General features: G+C 60.4%; 20 protein-coding genes. 13 read left to right on the top strand and 7 right to left on the bottom strand.

What is annotated here, in order from left to right; translation table 11 throughout:
* Position 1: 1 nt before the first annotated feature.
* From Q4G14_RS03365 to Q4G14_RS03325, 9 genes are all read left to right on the top strand, one after another.
* Positions 2 to 1,336 carry a glutamine synthetase family protein gene (locus Q4G14_RS03365; RefSeq protein ID WP_303360482.1) on the top strand — a complete coding sequence of 445 codons (1,335 nt, stop codon included), beginning with the start codon at positions 2 to 4 and terminating at the stop codon, positions 1,334 to 1,336.
* A gap of 327 nt (positions 1,337 to 1,663) precedes the next feature.
* Positions 1,664 to 2,581, top strand: a complete 918-nt coding sequence (locus Q4G14_RS03360) for a dihydrodipicolinate synthase family protein (protein WP_303360315.1) — start codon at positions 1,664 to 1,666, stop codon at positions 2,579 to 2,581.
* 2 nt (positions 2,582 to 2,583) lie between these two features.
* A complete protein-coding gene (locus tag Q4G14_RS03355) occupies positions 2,584 to 4,089 on the top strand; it encodes an aldehyde dehydrogenase (RefSeq protein ID WP_303360314.1) in 1,506 nt (501 codons plus the stop codon).
* Entirely contained in the window at positions 4,089 to 5,435 is a 1,347-nt protein-coding gene (locus tag Q4G14_RS03350; protein WP_303360313.1) for an FAD-binding oxidoreductase, read from the top strand. The genes Q4G14_RS03355 and Q4G14_RS03350 overlap by 1 nt, the downstream gene beginning before the upstream one ends.
* A 22-nt stretch (positions 5,436 to 5,457) precedes the next feature.
* Positions 5,458 to 6,402, top strand: a complete 945-nt coding sequence (locus Q4G14_RS03345; protein ID WP_303360312.1) for a LysR substrate-binding domain-containing protein — start codon at positions 5,458 to 5,460, stop codon at positions 6,400 to 6,402.
* 329 nt (positions 6,403 to 6,731) lie between these two features.
* Positions 6,732 to 7,496, top strand: a complete 765-nt coding sequence (locus Q4G14_RS03340) for a glycine betaine ABC transporter substrate-binding protein (RefSeq protein WP_303360311.1) — start codon at positions 6,732 to 6,734, stop codon at positions 7,494 to 7,496.
* 75 nt (positions 7,497 to 7,571) lie between these two features.
* On the top strand, positions 7,572 to 8,627 hold the full coding sequence (locus tag Q4G14_RS03335; RefSeq protein WP_303360310.1) for a glycine betaine/L-proline ABC transporter ATP-binding protein: 1,056 nt from the start codon (positions 7,572 to 7,574) through the stop codon (positions 8,625 to 8,627).
* 9 nt (positions 8,628 to 8,636) lie between these two features.
* On the top strand, positions 8,637 to 9,464 hold the full coding sequence (locus tag Q4G14_RS03330) for a proline/glycine betaine ABC transporter permease (protein ID WP_303360309.1): 828 nt from the start codon (positions 8,637 to 8,639) through the stop codon (positions 9,462 to 9,464).
* Positions 9,465 to 9,547: 83 nt separating this feature from the next.
* Entirely contained in the window at positions 9,548 to 10,291 is a 744-nt protein-coding gene (locus tag Q4G14_RS03325; protein WP_303360308.1) for a proline/glycine betaine ABC transporter permease, read from the top strand.
* Positions 10,292 to 10,403: 112 nt separating this feature from the next.
* Here Q4G14_RS03325 and Q4G14_RS03320 read toward each other — a convergent pair whose 3' ends face one another.
* The 6 genes from Q4G14_RS03320 to Q4G14_RS03295 form a co-directional block, all read right to left on the bottom strand.
* Positions 10,404 to 11,423: a sn-glycerol-3-phosphate import ATP-binding protein UgpC gene (locus Q4G14_RS03320; RefSeq protein ID WP_303360307.1), complete on the bottom strand. Its 1,020-nt coding sequence runs from the start codon at positions 11,421 to 11,423 to the stop codon at positions 10,404 to 10,406.
* 1 nt (position 11,424) lies between these two features.
* A complete protein-coding gene (ugpE, locus tag Q4G14_RS03315) occupies positions 11,425 to 12,273 on the bottom strand; it encodes a sn-glycerol-3-phosphate ABC transporter permease UgpE (RefSeq protein WP_303360306.1) in 849 nt (282 codons plus the stop codon).
* Positions 12,273 to 13,151, bottom strand: coding sequence for a sn-glycerol-3-phosphate ABC transporter permease UgpA (gene ugpA, locus Q4G14_RS03310; protein ID WP_303360305.1), 879 nt, complete (start codon positions 13,149 to 13,151; stop codon positions 12,273 to 12,275). The genes ugpE and ugpA overlap by 1 nt, the downstream gene beginning before the upstream one ends.
* Before the next feature lie 49 nt (positions 13,152 to 13,200).
* Complete coding sequence (gene ugpB, locus Q4G14_RS03305; protein WP_303360304.1) at positions 13,201 to 14,520, bottom strand: sn-glycerol-3-phosphate ABC transporter substrate-binding protein UgpB; 1,320 nt, start codon at positions 14,518 to 14,520, stop codon at positions 13,201 to 13,203.
* Between the two features lie 102 nt (positions 14,521 to 14,622).
* On the bottom strand, positions 14,623 to 15,579 hold the full coding sequence (locus Q4G14_RS03300; protein ID WP_303360303.1) for a magnesium transporter CorA family protein: 957 nt from the start codon (positions 15,577 to 15,579) through the stop codon (positions 14,623 to 14,625).
* 43 nt (positions 15,580 to 15,622) lie between these two features.
* A complete protein-coding gene (locus Q4G14_RS03295; protein ID WP_303360302.1) occupies positions 15,623 to 15,847 on the bottom strand; it encodes a hypothetical protein in 225 nt (74 codons plus the stop codon).
* 4 nt (positions 15,848 to 15,851) lie between these two features.
* On the opposite strand from Q4G14_RS03295, the gene Q4G14_RS03290 reads away from it, so the two are divergent.
* Positions 15,852 to 16,523, top strand: coding sequence for a hypothetical protein (locus Q4G14_RS03290; protein ID WP_303360301.1), 672 nt, complete (start codon positions 15,852 to 15,854; stop codon positions 16,521 to 16,523).
* Positions 16,520 to 16,789, top strand: a complete 270-nt coding sequence (locus Q4G14_RS03285) for a hypothetical protein (protein WP_303360300.1) — start codon at positions 16,520 to 16,522, stop codon at positions 16,787 to 16,789. The genes Q4G14_RS03290 and Q4G14_RS03285 overlap by 4 nt, the downstream gene beginning before the upstream one ends.
* A gap of 3 nt (positions 16,790 to 16,792) precedes the next feature.
* On the opposite strand, the gene Q4G14_RS03280 is transcribed toward Q4G14_RS03285, so the two are convergent.
* On the bottom strand, positions 16,793 to 17,011 hold the full coding sequence (locus tag Q4G14_RS03280; RefSeq protein WP_303360299.1) for a hypothetical protein: 219 nt from the start codon (positions 17,009 to 17,011) through the stop codon (positions 16,793 to 16,795).
* Between the two features lie 18 nt (positions 17,012 to 17,029).
* Between Q4G14_RS03280 and Q4G14_RS03275 the strand changes: the two genes are divergently transcribed.
* Both Q4G14_RS03275 and Q4G14_RS03270 read left to right on the top strand, forming a co-directional pair.
* Positions 17,030 to 17,656: a hypothetical protein gene (locus tag Q4G14_RS03275; RefSeq protein WP_303360298.1), complete on the top strand. Its 627-nt coding sequence runs from the start codon at positions 17,030 to 17,032 to the stop codon at positions 17,654 to 17,656.
* Positions 17,653 to 18,216 (top strand): DUF3916 domain-containing protein, encoded by a 564-nt coding sequence (locus Q4G14_RS03270; protein WP_303360297.1) that lies wholly within the window; start codon positions 17,653 to 17,655, stop codon positions 18,214 to 18,216. Before Q4G14_RS03275 ends, Q4G14_RS03270 begins: the two co-directional genes overlap by 4 nt.
* Positions 18,217 to 18,652: the final 436 nt, after the last annotated feature.

Genomic DNA, 18,652 nt, shown 5'->3' with positions numbered 1-18,652 from the left:
CATCATGGACTGGCTGAGGGATCACCCCGAGGTGCGCACCATCCGCATCGCCGCCGCCGACCTGAACGGGGTGGCGCGCGGGAAACGGGTTCCGGCGCGCTTTGCCGACAAGGTTCTGGCCGAGGGGACCAAGTTTCCCTATTCGGTGCTGAACCTCGACATCTGGGGCGAAGACATCGAGGACAGCCCGCTGGTGTTTCAGTCGGGCGACCCTGACGGGGTGCTGTTGCCGACGGAACGCGGCTTTCTGCCGATGCCTTGGCTGGATGCGCCGACCGCGCTGCTGCCTTTGTGGATGTTCCACCCCGATGGCCGCCCGTATGAGGGCGATCCGCGTCAGGCGCTGGCCCGCGTGGTCGAACGATACGATGCCGCCGGTCTGGTGCCGGTGGTCGCGACCGAGCTGGAGTTCTATCTGATCGACGATTCCGGTCGGCAGTTGCGCGTGCCCCCCAGCCCGCGTTCGGGCAAGCGGCGCACCGGCGGCGAGGTGCTGTCGCTCAAGGCGCTGGATGCCTTCGATCAGTTCTTCACCCGCCTTTATGATGCCTGCGAGTCGATGGATATTCCCGCCGACACCGCCATATCCGAGGCCGGGCCGGGGCAGTTTGAAATCAACCTGATGCATCAGGGCGACGCGCTGAAGGCCGCTGATGACGCTTGGTTCTTCAAGATGCTGGTCAAGGGCATCGCGCGGGAATACGGCTTTGCCGCCAGCTTCATGGCCAAGCCCTATGACATGTGGTCCGGCAACGGGATGCACATGCATTTTTCGATCCTGACCAAAGATGGCCGCAATATCTTTGACAACGGCGGCGACGATGGCACGGCCGAGCTGCGCCATGCCGTCGCCGGTTGCCTGCGCGCCATGCCCGGATCGACGCTGCTGTTTGCGCCGCATGAAAACAGCTATGACCGGCTGGTGCCGAACGCTCATGCGCCCACCGGCATCGGCTGGGCCTATGAAAACCGCACCGGCGCGATCCGCATTCCGTCATCGGGGCCAAAGGCGCGGCGGATCGAACATCGCGTGGCGGGGGGCGACGTGAACCCCTATCTGACCATCGCGGCGGTTCTTGGCGCGGCCCTGAACGGGCTTGAGGACAAGACCGAGCCGCCCCCGGCCTTTCGTGGCAACGCCTATGACAAGCAGATGGACCAACTGCCGGAAACATGGGCCGCCGCCATCGACGCCTTTGCCGACTGCCCCGAAATGCGCCGCATCTTTTCGGCGCATCTGATCGACAATTTCGTCATGACCAAGCGGCAGGAACTGCACTATATGGCCGAACTGTCAGACGAAGAAACAGTCGAACTGTATCTGGATACGGTTTGATCCCAAGGGGCTGTCAATTAACCGCCATATGGCAGGATCGGCCTTTCCGCTGATCTGCCGGTTCTTTGTTGCTGCGATGCCTTGCGGTCCTGCCGGTGCAGGCCGGTCGCCGCCGCAGCTTGCAGATACTGGCCTTGGAATATCATACCTGCCCGTTTCCCCTTGGCAGCCTGACATCAAGAAGATCGAAAGATCGGATCGGGCGAAGATCGCGGAAAGCTCACTTAGTTTTTCTAATGCCTGACCCGTTAAACTTCTCCTTTGCGGTGCGGGCGAGGCGGACTTACCCCTGTTGCCAAGGACGATCTTTCGACAGGAGGTAGCGACATGATCCCCCGCATGAAGCTGGAAGGCATCTATACGCCGCTTATCACGCCGTTCAAACAGGATGGATCGTTCGATCTGGACGCGCTGGCCGATCTTGTCGAGCGGCTGATCGCGGCAGGGGTCCATGGGCTGATTTCGGGCGGTTCCACCGGCGAAAACTATGCCGAAACCGTCGAAGAGCGGTTGACGCTTGCCCGTTTCATCACCGAACGCAGCGCGGGGCGGTTGCCTGTCATTGTCGGCACCGGGGCTATGCGCACCCCCGATTCCATCGCTTTGGCGCAGGGCGCGCGCGAGATGGGGGCCGATGCGATTTTGCTGGGCACGCCGCCCTATTCCGTCCCGACCGAGCGCGAGAACGCATTGAATGCGCTGGCCATCGACCGTGCCGCGGATCTGCCCATCATCCTTTACAACTATCCCGGCAGGATGAGCGTCGAGATGGGGCCAGAGTTTCTGGACCGCGTCGGTCGTTCAAGGAATGTCATCGGCATCAAGGAAAGCTCGGGCGATATTAACCGTGTCCATCTGCTGGCACGCGACTATCCCCATATCCAGATGTCCTGCGGCATGGACGATCAGGCGTTAGAGTTCTTTGCATGGGGGGCGCGCAGTTGGATTTGCGCCGGCTCCAACTTTCTGCCCCACGAACATGTGGCGCTTTATCAGGCCTGCGTCGTGCGGGGCGATTTCGATATGGGCCGTCGCATCATGTCGGCAATGCTGCCGTTGATGCGGGTGCTGGAACAGGGCGGCAAGTTCATCCAGTGCGTCAAGCACGGCGTCGAGGTTTCGGGCGTGTCTGCCGGGCCGGTGCGTCCGCCGCTGCGCGGGCTGAACAAGGACGAAAAGCGCGCGCTGGAACAGGTGATCGGCACACTGAAAACAGCCATCAAGGCAATCACGGAAGGGAACTGACTATGGGCGATCTTCTGACCACTCGGGAATACAAGGCTATCGCGCAGTCGCTGGATTTGCCGCAGAATGCCTTTATCGACGGCGCTTTCCGCCCTGCCATCTCGGGCAGGACTTTTCCCACTGTGAACCCCGCCACCGGCGAGACGCTGACCGAGATCGCCGCCTGCGGGGCCGAGGATGTGGACCTTGCCGTTGCCAGGGCGCGCGAGTCCTTTGAGGATGGCCGCTGGTCGCGCATTCCCCCTGCCGAACGCAAGAAAGTGCTGTTGCGCCTTGCCAGGCTGATGGAACAAAACGCGCGCGAGTTGGCAGTTCTGGAAAGCCTTGATGCGGGCAAAACCATTTATGACTGCGAAACCGTCGATGTGCCGGAAACGATCCATGTCATCCGGTGGCATGCCGAACTGATTGACAAGATCTACGATCAGGTGGCCCCGGCCTCGGATGACCATATCGCGATGATTGTGCGCGAGCCGGTGGGCGTGGTGGGTCTGGTGCTGCCATGGAACTTTCCGTTGCTGATGCTGGCGTGGAAAATTGGCCCCGCGCTTGCCGCTGGCTGTTCCGTCGTGGTCAAACCCGCCGCCGAGACCACGCTGACCGCGTTATGCGTGGCCGAACTGGCGGCCGAGGCCGGGTTGCCGCGCGGCGTGCTGAATGTCGTTACCGGCTCTGGCGAGGACGTGGGCGAGCCGCTGGGCCGACATCCCGACGTGGATATGGTCAGCTTTACCGGCTCGACAGGGACGGGGCGGCGCTTTCTGCATTACGCGGCGGACAGCAACCTGAAAGAAGTGGTGCTGGAACTGGGGGGCAAGAACCCCTGTATCGTGCTGGACGACGCCGAGGATCTGGATGCCGTCGCCGCACATGTCGTCAACGGCGCCTTCTGGAATATGGGGCAGAACTGTTCCGCCGGGTCGCGGCTGATTGTCCACCGCGACATTCAGGACGCCTTGATCGAGCGCGTGATCGCCCATGCCCGCGAATGGATCGTTGGTGATCCGCTGGACCCGCAGGTGCGTATCGGCGCGTTGGTCAGCAAGGCGCATTTCAACAAGGTCAGCACCTATCTGAACATCGCCAAAAACGAGAAAATCCTTTTGGGTGGGCAGATCGTATCCGAGGGCTTTATCGAGCCGACCGTGGTTCAGGCGGCACGGGATTCCGCGCTGGCAGTCGAGGAAATCTTTGGCCCGATCCTGACGGTTGTTCCGGTCGGCAGTTTCGAAGAGGCGATCTCGGTTGCCAATGATACCGAATATGGCCTTGCCGCCTCGATCTTTTCGGCCAATGGCAAGCGCGCCTTAAGGGGCGCGCGGATGCTGCGCGCGGGAACGGTGACGGTGAACAGCTTTGGCGAAGGGGACATCAGCACGCCCTTTGGCGGCTATAAACAATCCGGCTTTGGCGGGCGCGACAATTCCATTCATGCGCACGATCAATATACCCAGCTTAAGACCATCTGGCTGGACCTGACCGATCATTCCGACACGTCGCTGGACTGATGGCGCGGCACAAGGCCATACGCACCCCGGTCTTCAATGGCCCGGCAGGGTGGAGCGTTATCCTGCCCCCGGTCCCGCCACGGGCGCGGCTGGAGGGGGCCACGGGGTGCGATATTGCGATCATCGGTGCCGGCTTTGCGGGCCTGTCGGCTGCGCGGCGTCTTAAACAGATCGACCCTGATCTGGACGTCGTGATTCTGGATGCCGCACAGGTGGCCGAAGGCGGCACCGGGCGCAACTCGGGCTTTATGATTGATCTTCCGCATGAGCTGACATCCAGCGATTACGCCGGTTCGGGTGACGGCTATAACCGGCAACTGACGCAACTGAACCGTCACGCTATCGACTTTGCGGCGCAGGCGGTTGCGGAATATGCTGTCCCCGCCGGTTATTTCCAACGGTCGGGAAAGATCAACGCCGCCGCTTCGGCACCGGGCATCGCAGCCAATATCAGCTATGCCGCCCATCTGCGCCAGATGGGCGAGGTGCATGAGGTTCTCGATGCCCGGCAGATGACCGAGATCACCGGCTCGACCTATTACCAGAACGGGCTTTTCACGCCTGGCACGGCCATGTTGCAACCTGCGGGCTATGTGCAGGGGATCGCCGCCGGGCTTGAGCGTGCCGGTGTGCGCATCCATGAGCGGTCGCCGGTGCTGAGCATCGAAAGCATGGCGCAAGGGTGGGAGGTGGCGACCGCGCAGGGCAGGGTGCGGGCGCAAAAGCTTGTCATGGCAAATAACGGACATCTCGAAAGCTTTGGCTTTGGGCGTGGCCGGTTGATGCACATCATGCTGAATGGCTGCATGACCGAAGAACTGTCGCCCCAAGCGTTGCGGGCACTTGGCGGGCATGAATGCTGGGGTGCCACCCCTGCCGATCCGATGGGGACCACGGTGCGCCGGATTGGCGCGGCGCAAGGCGGCCATCGCATCATTATCCGGCAAGGCGGGTATTACCGGCCCGACATGCAGACAAGCGCCAATGATCTTGCCCGGCTGGTGCGTGCCATGCGCAAAAAGTTCGACGACCGCTTTCCGATGCTGCGGGGGGTGCGCTTTGAACATGCCTGGTCGGGGCACCTGTGCCTGTCGAGGAATGCCGTTTCGGTCATGCGCGAACTGGAGCCGGGGCTTTACGCTGCCTGTGTGCAGAACGGATTGGGCACCGCACGCGGCACATTGACCGGAATCGGTGCGGCAGAACTGGCCTGTGGTCGGACAAGCGACGTGACCGATTTTTTCGCAGCCGAGACCGAGCCGGGCCGTCTGCCGCCGCACCCTTTCGATACGATCGGCGCAAACGCCTATATGCGCTGGAAAGAATGGCAGGCAAGGCTAGAATAACCCCGTTGTCAAAGGGGAAGCCATGCCGCCAAGCAAGCGTCGCTATCTGCCATCACTGGGGTCATTCGCAACATTCGAGGTGGCCGCCAAACATCTGAGCTTTACGCTGGCTGCCAAGGAATTGAACGTCACCCAAGGCGCCGTCAGTCAGCAGATCCGCCTGCTGGAACGGGCGCTGGACGTGCCGCTGTTCGTCCGCAAACACAATGCACTGGAACTGACGCCACAGGGGGCGGGCCTGTTCACTGCCGTGACGGCGGGGCTGGACACGATCAGCGCCGCCGTCACGATGCTGACCGGAGAGGAAGGGCCGCGAACCGTTACCATCTCGGCGACGGACGGGATGGCGCTGTTCTGGCTACAGCCGCTTATCGACAGTTTCCGCGCCTCTCATCCCGAAGTGGGCTTTGCGGTTCTGGCGTCTGACGCCGATGACGCGCTGCGCAATTATGCCGATGTGGATATTGCCATCCTCTGCGGTAACGAACGCTGCGAGGTTGGTGAAGAACTGCATTTCCTGTTCCCGGAAATCGCGCAGCCGGTATGCAGCCCCGAATTTCTGGACCGCCACGGCCCGTTTGATGATGCGGTCAGCCTGAACGGCGTGAACCTGTTGCATCTGGACGACCGGCATTGGAGCGCCGAGGCCATCGGCTGGCAGCCGCTGGGCTGGGCCGAGTGGTTCCGGGCGCAAGGGGCAGAATGGAACAAGGGGCCATCCAGCCTTTCGACGAACAAGGTCAGCCTGCTGATGAATGCCGCGCTGCGGGGTCAAGGGGTGATGCTGGGCTGGCATCACATGGTTCAGCGTGACATAGCGCAGGGCCATCTGGTCTTTGCCCATCCCGCACCGATCACCGCCGGGCGCGGGAATTTCCTGAATTGCAAACAGAAATCCATGGAACATCCCGCAGTGGCGGGGTTTGTAGCCCATCTTTTAGGCTCATTGCGCGCTGATGCGGGCTGATCGGGGCGTTTTGCCGCAGTTTAGCTAATGCGGCATAGAAGCAAATTCTCGTTTGCCCGGAAACGGACGAGGCTGGATAAATCCTTGTTATGGGATGTGGGGGCGTCCTGAAGCCCGGCCATCCCTTTCATTCTTTTGGAAACGGAGGCGAGCCATGCGCCAGGGCGTCAGCCGTGGCCGGGGAATGATGATGTTCGCCAGCCGGTTCGCCGGAAACCAATAAACAAACAGCGGAGGCTCTTATGCGTAAAATATTCAAGGCACTTGCTGCCGGCGCGGTCGCGCTGGGGCTTGCATCGCCGGTCCTGGCCCAGGACAGGACCATCAAGATGGGCACGATCATCTGGGAAGACCTGACCCCGATCACCGGGATCACCAGAAAGGTGCTGGAAGACAAGGGTTACACCGTCGAAGTAACCGAGTTTTCCGAATGGGGGATCGCCTATGCCGCGCTGACCAGGGGCGACATCCAGATCATGGCCTCGCAGACCGATTACGTCGCCCACGACTATTGGCAGAGAAACATGAACCGGCTGGAAAAGCTGTCGCCTGTGTCGCACGGGCTTTATCAGGGCATTGCCGTGCCCAAATATGTTCCGATCGATTCCGTCGAACAGCTGAACGAACATGCCGACAGCTTTGGCGGAAAGATCATCGGTATCGAACCGGGGGCCGGGCTGATGCGCGAGGCCGCCGATGCGGTCGATCAATACGGGCTGACGCTGCAACTGGTCGAAGGCAGCACCGCGGCCATGACTGCCGCGCTGAAATCTGCCGTGGACCGTCAGGACTGGATCGCCGTCATGCTGTGGGAACCGACATGGATGGCCCTGCAATTCGACACCAAGTTTCTTGACGATCCGAAGGGCATCTTTGCCCCGCCGCAAAGCTATTACTGGATCGGCCAGAAAGGTTTCGCCGAGGCGAACCCCGAAGCGCGGGAAATTATTGCCAGCGTCTATGTTCCGATTGCCGAGATCGCCCGGATCAATGCCGCCGTGAACGACGGCAAGACCATGGACGAGGCCGTGGCCGAATGGACCGTCGCGCATGAGGATCTGTTGAAACGCTGGGAAAACATCAAATCCTACTAAGGCTGAAAGGCGGCCCCACGGGCCGCCCCGAAACACCACGGGCAGTAACCAGAAGGTAAGGCGGCAGGGAAAGACATGGGAAATACCGAGGTGCTTATCGACTGTCAGTCGGTCTGGAAAGTATTCGGCAACCGCAGCCAAGAGGCGATCAGGGCAATCACCCGGCGGGGCATCGGCAAGCAGGACGTTCTGAAAGAGTTCAACTGCGTGGTCGGGGTCTCTGATGCCAGCATTCAGGTGCGGCGGGGCGAGATCTTTTGCATCATGGGCTTGTCGGGGTCGGGCAAGTCCACGCTGATCCGACTGCTTAACCGGCTGATCGAGCCGAGCCTGGGCAAGGTTCTGGTCAAGGGGCGCGACATCGCCGCCATGGACGCCGCCACCCTGCGCGAAACCCGCGCCCGTCATATCGGCATGGTTTTCCAAAGCGTAGCCTTGTTGCCGCAGCGCACCGTGCTGGAAAATGCGGCCTTCGGGTTAGAGGTGCAGGGTGTGCCGCGCGACGAACGCAACCGTGCCGCCGAGGCGGCGCTGAACAAGGTCGGCCTGTCGGACTGGAAGCTGCGCTACCCTTCAGAACTGTCGGGCGGTATGCAGCAGCGGGTCGGGCTGGCGCGTGCGCTGACCTCTGATCCCGAAATCATCCTGATGGACGAGCCGTTTTCCGCGCTGGACCCGCTGATCCGGCGGCAGTTGCAGGATGAATTCCGGCAACTGACCAAGGATCTGGGCAAGTCGGCCGTATTCATCACCCACGATCTGGATGAGGCGATGCGGATCGGTGATCGCATCGCGATCATGAAGGATGGGGTCATCATCCAGACCGGCAATGCCGAAGAGATCGTGATGAATCCGGCCGACCAGTATGTTGCCGATTTCGTTGCCGGTATCTCGCGCCTGCATCTGGTCAAGGCGCATTCGGTCATGGTCCCGCACGAACAATGGCAGGGCGCCGTCGAAGGGTTGCCGCGCTGCTCGCCCGAGGCGGATATCGACACGCTGATTGGCCAGATCACCCGGACCGGCAGCGATGCGATTTGCGTCGAGGACGGCGGCAAGCCTGTTGGCATCGTCACCATACGCAATCTGTTGCTGGGTGTGCGCGGCGATGCCGCCGTCGCCGCGCATTAAGGGGGCGTCATGGAGAATTTCGTCACCACGTTTGACACCGCCGTTGACAATGCGCTGTTCTGGCTGACCGATCATGCTGCCTTTATCTTCGATGGTGCCCGCGCTGTTCTGGAAGGGTTGTATGGCGGCGTGCTGTGGTTGCTGATGCTGCCGCCGTTCTACCTTGCCGCCGTGATCGCCGGGCTGTTGGTTTGGCGCGTGCTGAGCCTTTGGGCGGGGATTGCCACCGTCATCGCGCTGGTCGCCTGCGCTGCCATGGGGCTGTGGCCCGAAACCATGGAGACGCTGGCGCTGGTCGTTGCGGCCAGCGTCATCGCACTGGCCATCAGCCTGCCGCTTGGCGTGGTGGCCGGATTGATGCCAAGGCTTGACCGGGCGCTGGTGCCGGTGCTGGATCTGATCCAGACCATGCCGCCCTATATCTACCTGCTGCCGGCCATCGCGCTTTTGGGCTTTGGTCCGGCGACGGCTTTGGTCGCGACTGTCATCGTGGCGATGCCGCCAGCAATCCGGCTGACCTCGCTGGGTATTCGCCAGACGCCCAATGAGTTCATCGAACTGGGCCATGCCAGCGGCGTGACGCCTGCACAGATGTTCTGGAAAATCCGGCTGCCCTTCGCCATGCCCTCGATCATGGCGGGCGTGAATCAAAGCCTGATGATGGCCTTTGGCATGGTGGTGATCGCGGGGATCGTCGGTTCGGGGGGCCTTGGCCAGACGATCTACGGCGCTATCCGCACCCTGGACATCGCCACTTCGATCAATGCGTCGATCGCGATTGTCGTGCTGACGATGGTGCTGGATCGCGTCACCCAAAACCTTGCGAGGGCGAAATGACCTTTAATCCCGGAGCCTTCCTCGCCCCCCTTGTCGAATGGTTGAACAGAAACTTCCATGGCTTCTTTGCATCTGTATCCCGATTGATCGAGACGGTGCTGGGCAGCATCGAGGGCGTGCTGTTGCTGCTGCCGCCCTATGCGCTGATCGCTGTGGTCGCTGTGCTGGCCTTTTTCGTCGCAGGTTATCGCGTTGCTGTGCTGTCGGCCTGCTGTTTGGGGTTCTGCTGGCTGATGGGGCTATGGACTGGCTCGATGCAGACCATCGCGCTGGTCGTCGTCGCCGTGACAGTTGCTGTGGCCATCGCTTTTCCCCTTGGCATCATGGCCGCACGACACCCCTGGGTCGAAGCGGCCCTGCGCCCGGTCCTCGATGTGATGCAGACCGTGCCGCCGTGGGTTTATCTGATTCCGGCCGTGATGATTTTCAGCTTGGGCAAGGTTCCCGCCATCATTGCCACGATTGTCTATGGCATCCCGCCGATGCTGCGCCTGACGACGCTGGCCTTTCGTGGCGTGCCGAACGACCTGAAAGAATTGGGCGAGGCGATTGGCGCCCGGCCTCGCACCATTCTGTGGAAGATCGAGCTTCCGGCCGCCATGCCCACGCTGTTGGTCGGTCTGAACCAGTGCATCCTGCTGTCGCTGGCCATGGTGGTTCTGGCAGGTCTTGTCGGTGCCGGAGGGTTGGGGGCCGAGGTGACGCGCGGTCTGACGCGGATGGAAATGGGCCTTGGCCTGCGCGCAGGTTTGGCCATCGTCGCGGTGGCGTTGCTGCTTGACCGGCTTTCCAAGGGGGCGCTGCAACGGCGGCGGCGGGCAGGCTGACAGTTTCCGTATCGCCTTGCCGTCATCTTGTGAGGGGGCGCCCCTGATTGAAGGCAACCAGTGTCGCGTTCAGGCAGGTGAAAGGTGATCCTGCCATCCGGCCCAACCCGGTTCAGCCCCCGTCCCGGCCGATGCGCTGGCCCGTTTCTGCATCGAACAGGTGCAGTGCTTCGGGGGCGGCGGACAGGTGCAGCACCGGGGGCAGCTCTGCGCCGGGGGGCAGGGTGACGGTCAGCAGCTCGCCATTGACCCGGCCATGGACCAGACGCTGCGCGCCCAGTTCCTCGACCGCTGAAATGGTCATCTCGATCGGGCCGCCGGGGGTTGGGGCCAGATCCTCGGGGCGGATGCCGATCAGGCCGGCATGGGCGCTGCCGGGCAGGTGCGGCACGGCGCGGGCGGGGATCAGGTTCATCGCCGGGCTGCCGATGAAACCGGCGACAAAGGCAGAGGCGGGGCGGCGGTAAACGTCAATCGGTGTGCCGATCTGTTCCACGCGGCCCGCGTTCAGCACCACCAGACGGTCGGCCAGCGTCATCGCCTCTAGCTGGTCATGGGTCACATACAGGCTGGTCGTGCGCAGCCGTCGCTGCAATTCGCGGATTTCCAGCCGCATCTGCACCCGCAGCTTGGCATCGAGGTTCGACAGCGGCTCGTCGAACAGAAACGCCGCCGGTTCGCGCACGATGGCGCGACCCATGGCGACGCGCTGACGCTGGCCGCCGGACAGGGCGCGGGGCTTGCGATCAAGGAAAGGGCCGATTTGCAGGATGGCGGCGGCCTCATCCACGCGGCGGTCGATTTCGGCGCGGGGCGTGCGGCGGTTTTTCAACCCATAGGCGAGGTTCTGGCGCACGGTCATATGCGGGTAAAGCGCATAGTTCTGAAACACCATCGCAATATCGCGGTCGGCGGGTTCGACGTTGTTCACCACGCGGTCGCCGATCTTCACCGTGCCTTCGCTGATGGTTTCCAGCCCCGCCACCATGCGCAGCAGCGTGGATTTGCCACAGCCCGAGGGGCCGACCAGCACGATCATCTCGCCATCGGCGATGTCGATATTCACATCGCCCACGGCGCGGGTGCCGCCGGTATAAACCTTGCCAAGATCGGTCAGGGTAATGGATGCCATGTTATTTCTCCGTCTCGACCAGACCTTTGACGAACAGCTTTTGCATCGTGACCACCACGATCACCGGCGGCAGCATGGCCAGCATCGCGGTTGCCATCACCAGATGCCATTGCGGCAACCCGTCCACCGCATCGGCCATGCGGCGGATACCGGCGACGATGGTGTAATATTTCGCATCGGTGGTAATCAGCAGCGGCCACAGATACTGGTTCCAGCCATAGATGAACAGGATCACGAACAGCGCCGCCATATTGGTGCGCGACAGCGGGATCAGGATGTCGCGAAAGAACTTCATCGGGCCTGCGCCGTCGATGCGCGCGGCCTCGGTCAGCTCGTCCGGGATGGTCAGGAACACCTGCCGGAACAGAAACGTCGCCGTGGCCGATGCGATCAGCGGGATCGACAGGCCGGCAAAGCTGTTCAGCATCCCCAGATCGGCCACCACCTTGAAGGTCGGCACGATCCGCACCTCGACCGGCAGCATCAGGGTGATGAAGATGCACCAGAATGCCAGCATCCTGAACGGAAAGCGGAAATAGACGATGGCAAAGGCCGAGGTCACGGAAATGATGATCTTGCCGATGGCAATGCACAGCGCCATCACAAGGCTGTTCCACATCATCGAGGCCACCGGCGGCGTGCCCGATGTGGATACGCCACGATCCAACATTCTGCCATAGTTTTCAGCCAGATGCGGTCCGGGCCACATCGGGATCGTGCCCGACATGAAGTCGGTCGCGGTATGGGTGGATGCGACAAAGGCGATCCATACCGGCAGCGCGACGGCGGCAACGCCAAGGATCAGCACCAGATGGGCCAGCAGGTTCAGGCCGGGGCGGTTTTCGACCATCAGTAGGCGACCTTCTTTTCGACCCAGCGGAACTGGATAATGGTCAGGGTGATGACGATCAGCATCAGGAACACCGATTGCGCGGCGCTGGACCCCATGTTCTGGCCGATGAAGCCGTCGAAATAGACCTTGTAAACCATGATATTGGTGCCCTGTGCAGGGCCGCCGCGCGTGGTGGCGTCGATCACCGCAAAGGTATCGAACATGGCATAGACGATATTGACCACCAGCAGGAAAAACGTGGTGGGTGACAGCATCGGAAAGGTGATGTCAAAGAACCGCCGCACCGGGCCTGCGCCGTCGATGGCCGCCGCCTCGCGCAGGGATGCGGGGATGGATTGCAGCCCGGCGACGAAGAACAGAAAGTTGTAGCTGACCTGTTTCCACGCGCTTGCGATCACCACAAGGATCATCGCATCGGTTTTCGAACTGACGTGGTTCCAGTTGTAACCGATGCCGCCCAGAACATAGGGCAGAATGCCGACCGTGGGGTTGAAGATGAACCACCACAGGATGCCCGCCACCGCCGGGGCCACCGCATAGGGCCAGACCAGCAGCGTCGTATAGATGCGGGTCGAGCGGATCATCCGGTCCACCGCCAGCGCCATCAGCAGCGCGGTCAGCATCGACAGCGCCGTGACCGATACCGCGAAGATCGCCGTGACTTGCAGCGAGTTCAGATATTCCGGGCTGTTCAGCAGCGCGCGGTAATTGGCCAGCCCGACAAAGGTGGTGCGGATGCCGAACGCATCCTGCCGCAGAAAGCTCTGAAAGACGGCCTGCGCGGCGGGCCACAGGAAAAACACAAAGGTAATCGCCAGTTGCGGGGCCAGCAGCAGCCACGGCAAAAGCTGGTTGTTGAAAACGGTGCGTTTCATGGCTGGTCCCGAAAGGAGGCGCCCGCATATCGCGGGCGCCGCTGTCGTGTTACTGGTTCTGGGCCTGGAATTCTTGCAGCAGCGCATCGCCGCGCGATACCACCGCGTCCAGCGCAGCCTGAGCATCCTTGCTGCCCGACAGCATCTGTTCGAATTCCTCGTCGATCACGCCGCGGATCTGAACATAATTGCCAAAGCGCAGACCTTTGGAATTTTCGGTCGGCTCGTTCAGGGTGATTTCCTCAAGGCTGACTTCCGCGCCGGGGTTGGCCTGATAATAGCCCTGTTCGCGCGACAGGTCATAGGCGGCCTGCGTGATCGGCAGATAGCCGGTGTCCTGATGCCAGCTTGCCTGCACCTCGGGGCTGGTCAGATAGGTAAAGAACCTGGCCACGCCGGTATATTCCGCCTCGGGGCGGCCGGACAGCACCCACAGGGTTGCGCCGCCGATGATGGTGTTCTGCGGCGCGCCCTCGACGTCGTCGTAATAGGGCAACATGCCAAAGCCCAGTTCGAAGTCAGTCGCATTGGCGATGACCCCGGCGCGGCTGGCGCTGGAGTTCATAATCATCGCGCATTCCTGCGAATAGAACATCGGCGGGGCGTCATTGCCGCCCACCGGGCCGCCATATTTGAAGATGCCCTCATCGGCCCAGCGTTTCAGGTTGCCCCAATGCTTGACCTGCACCGGGCCGTTCAGCGACAGCCGCGAATCCAGCCCGTCAAAGCCGTTCTGGCCGGTGCCGATGGGCTGGTTATGCCATGCGCTGAAGTTTTCGGTCTGAATCCACGACACCCAGCCGGTGGTGAAACCACAGCTTGCCGCGCCGGATTCCTTGATCTGTTTCGAGAATGCTTCGACCTCGGCCCAGGTTTTGGGCGGGGTGTCGCGATCCAGCCCGGCCTTTTCGAACACGTCCTTGTTGTAATACAGAATCGGGGTCGAGCTGTTGAACGGCAGCGACAGCATGTTGCCATCGGTATCGGTGTAATAGCCGACGACGGCGGGCAGATAGCTGGCCGGGTCAAACGGCTCGCCCGCGTTTTGCATCAGTTGGTAAACCGGAACGATGGCGCCTTCGGCGGCCATCATGGTGCCGGTGCCGACCTCGAACACCTGCACGATGGCGGGCTGTTGCTGCGCGCGGAATGCGGCGATCGCGGCGGTCATGGTTTCGGGATAGGTGCCCTTATAGGCGGGCGTGATGGTGTAATCCTGCTGGCTTTCGTTAAAGGCGGTGGCGATGGCCTCCAGCTTTTCGCCCAGCTCGCCGCCCATGGCGTGCCACCACTGAATTTCGGTCCGCGCCTCGGCGGCTGTCAGCGAAGCGATCAGCGCGATGGCCGATGCCGTAAACATCCGTGTCATCTGTTTTCCCCGTCGGAGTTGCTTTGACCTGCACGGCCTACCGGCGAGGTATGACAAAAGAATGACGCAAATGCGACAGAAATATGACAGCCGGACGCGCCGTCACAGCCAGCGCTTCCACCGCATCAACAGCCATGTCGCCAGACTGGTCAGCAGCATCAACCCAAGCGCGATGTAATAGCCCCAGCGGCTGGCCAGTTCCGGCATATGTTCAAAGTTCATCCCGTAGATGCTGGCGATCAGCGTGGGCGGCAGGAACAATGCCGCGACCACCGACAGCATCCGCACGGCGTTGTTCTGTTGCAGGTTAATCATCCCCAGCGTGGCATCCGCTGTCAGGCCGATGCGCGAGGACAGGAAGTCGGCGTGAACCTCAAGCGCCTGAATATCGCGCTGCAAGGATTTCACCACTGGTTTGATCCGCCCGCTGTCGGGCCGTCCGGGCGCGGCGACGACATAAAACGCCAGCACCCGTTCCAGCGACAGCAGCCCCAGCCGCACCTTGGCAATCAGATCCGATGTGCGCCCGACCTGCACCAGCGCGGCTTGCAACTGCTCGGTGCGCGCATGGCCGCCGTTATGGAAAACGTCGGATGTGGTCTGTTCCAGTTCTTTGCCGGCATGTTCCAGAATATCGGCCAGCCGCGCCACGATGTCTTCGATCAGGCCCAGAAACAGCCGGTCGGGGCTGGCGCAGCCCATCGTTGCCCGGCCCGCGCGGTCGGGAAAGGTCTTGAACGGGCGCGGTTCGTGGTGGCGCACGGTAATCAGCCGCTGCGGCGTCAGGATGAATGTGACTGGCATGGCGACGCGGCTGCCATCGGGCAGTTCGCCGGGCAGCACCGCCGTCATGTATTCCACGCCGTCTTCGCGATACAGCCGGTTCGAGATTTCGATTTCTTCCATATCGGCCAGCGTCGGAACGCTGATGCCCAGTTCCTCGACCTGGCGGGTCTGGCGATCCAGCGGGCGATACAGATCGACCCACAGCGCCGGGGTCAGATCCTCGCCGGTCAGCGGGCGAAGGCCGCCATTGTCGGGCAGATAGGCGTGCAGCATGGCGGACCTCTGGCTACAGTCTGCCGCCTGACTAGGGTGTGTGTCATTGATCACCTTTCTCTGGCGCCTGATACTTTTCCATTCGGACTGGGCAGAAGTACCCGCCCGTTGCGTCCTGGATTGGCGTGACGACCCCTGCGCGGTCGCACCAGAAGGCGCGGGTATCGTTCTGGATCAGCCCGATTGCGTCGTTGAAGTTTGCAGTGTCGAGGTTCTGTTTGGTGAAGTAGACGGCCCCGACCCCCGCGAGCAGGGCGGCGACGGCCATTCCTGTGGCCAGTACAGGCGCATGTTATCTGGCGGTGGCGGGGGCGGTGCTGGGCACGAACCGTGCTGTCGGAGGTGCAAGCGAAGTTATTACGGGTCAGGAACAGCTGACCCCCGCTGAATGGTCGGCTATCAAAGCCGGTATGAAGCCTGAAGACGCAAGACAGCTGATCGGCTGGGTTGAAACTGGCGTTGCAACGGTTACTATCGTCCATGGCGTTGCCATCATTACCAAAGGCGGAGCCGTCATTACCGCGAAGGAAGTGGCAACAAATAGACCAATCGGTAGCTTGGCTAACGAGAAGGTTGCTTGGGTAGATGAAGGTGCCAGTATGAGCCCGAGGGCTCGGGCTTATGATGAAGGCGCTATGGGGTCTCGTTCAAATATTGAAACCCACAAGGGTCAGGCACCGGCGCTATCAAGAACTACGTCCGACGGACAGACGACGTCTGTGCGCTTCGATGGTGTTGATGGCGACGTTTTGATCGACAGAAAGTTGTCCGTCGTCACCACGCAAAAAGCAAAAGACCAAGTTCTTCGGCAATCTGAGGCTCTACAACAAAATGGCCTAACTGGACGTTGGGAAGTACCGACGCAAGCGCAAGCGGATCGTGCGACCAGAATGTTTAACGATCTGAATGTTTCGAACATAACCGTGAGGGTGGTGCCAGAATGACAGATTCACTAGAAAGGGCTTTGACGGGAACGCTTTCCGAACTGTTGTTTCAGCTGGAAACGGCTGATGATTCACAGATAAACAGCGACTATGCTGTTGCTTTGATGGAAAGTGTTGGCGCATCCCTTCAGCAGATCGAAGGGCTTGAGTTGGCAAGGTTCGCGGCAATTATCCGAGAAATGGTGGGGGCAGAGGTCAACGATTTTCAACGCCAGTATTTATCAGATTTTCTTGATAATTTTGGTTTGTCCGATGGCTTGACGTAATTTTCACTCCCCGCCTTCCTCTGACTGATATTTTTCCATTCTGATTGCGCAGAAGTATGCGCCAGTTGCGTCCTGGACGATGCTTGCCGCTGCGCGTTTGCACCAGAATGCGTCATCGTCGTTTTGGATGCGTTGGATTGCGTCGGTGAAGCTGGCGGTATCGAGGTTTTGCTTTGTGAAGTAGACGGCCCCGGCCCCTGCAAGGATTGCGGTGATGGCCATCCCTGCGGGACGTAATCTGTGGCCACCGACGACGACTGCGGCGCGGCCAGTGCAGGCGCATGTTATCTGGCGGTGGCGGGTGCGGTGCTGGGTACGAACCGTGCTGTCGGAGGTGCAAGCGAAGTTATTACGGGTCAGGAACAGCTGACCCCCGCTGAATGGTCGGCTATCAAAGCCGGTATGAAGCCTGAAGACGCAAGACAGCTGATCGGCTGGGTTGAAACTGGCGTTGCAACGGTTACTATCGTCCAAGGCGTTGCCATCATTACCAAAGGCGGAGCCGTCATTGCCGCGAAGGAGGTGGCAACAAATAGGACAGTCAGCGTTCCAAAATCGGTTGGCGCAGACTTACCAAGTGTGCCTGTTCATAATATCAATGCGTTTTTTGATACAATAACGGGTCGTGTGTTTAAGTCCGCCTCGAGCAGGACTGCTAAGGTCTATCAGGGGCAGAGAGTTTATAAGGCTGATGCGGACATCGTTCTGCAAGATGGAAGTAAGATTCGTAAAGGCGATCAGTTCTATCTTGACGGATTACACAAGAATCATCTTGAGGTTTTTGATGCGAGGGGAAATCCCAGGATTAAAGTTGATCTTGCCGGTAAAAATCTTGGAAATCTTCCAGCGGATCGGATTCTGCCGTGAGTGATGCCTTTGGCGGGCATGCCGCAGATCTTAGGTCGTTTATGAATAACCTGTTCGATTGGGCTTCTTCAGCTGAATCTATTGGAGGTATGCCTATAAAAGAGGCGACTCCTGACTATTTTTCTTGGAAATTGCCATTCCCATATAAACTTATTGAAGATTCTTATCAAAATCGTGCCATTCGAGCATTCTGCGTCCAGTGCTTGATTTGCAAGATGGAAGCGATCAGCAATGAGGGCAGAGAAATGGTGTTTTCCTCGGGTGCTTTTCCTGAAATTGTCCGGACTTATTGTATCATTACAGAGCCAAACCTTTGGGGGTCCGAAGTCGGGATCGTCTTATCAACGGATAGGTGGAATAAATTGCTGTATCGCAACGTGGACATTTCTGGGTTTGCTGAGCGGACTGCGGAGACTGGGATAACATTATTTGAACGGTTTGGTGTATCGGAGCCATCTGGGGTCTCACATTTACACATGTCACATTTAATAGAAGATGTAGAGGAGCAGGTTTCCTATCGAGGGGGCTTTCACGCTTTGTGGATTGATCATTCTATTTGAAAACCCTCCATCCTGATGGGGTAGAAATATCCGACTGTTGCGTCCTGTATGGGTTTGGGGCCTCCTGGCGGCTGCACCAATAGCTGGTGCGGTCGTTTTTGATAAGCTGGACGGTATCTTGGAATCCGATCTTTCCGAGGTTCTGCTTGGTGAAGTAGACGGCCTCGGCCCCTGCGAGGATTGCGGTGATGGCCATCCCTGCGGGACGTAATCTGTGGCCACCGACGACGACTGCGGCGCGGCCAGTGCAGGCGCATGTTATCTGGCGGTGGCGGGTGCGGTGCTGGGTACGAACCGTGCTGTCGGAGGTGCAAGCGAAGTTATTACGGGTCAGGAACAGCTGACCCCCGCTGAATGGTCGGCCATCAAAGCCGGTATGAAGTAACCGCCCGGTTTCTACCGCTTTGGATTTCGTTGATCAGGCGGCTTCGTGCTG

Origin of the sequence: Paracoccus sp. (in: a-proteobacteria) (genome assembly GCF_030538755.1) — a bacterium.
GTDB lineage: Bacteria > Pseudomonadota > Alphaproteobacteria > Rhodobacterales > Rhodobacteraceae > Paracoccus.
This window is presented reverse-complemented; position numbering and strand designations above follow the sequence as displayed.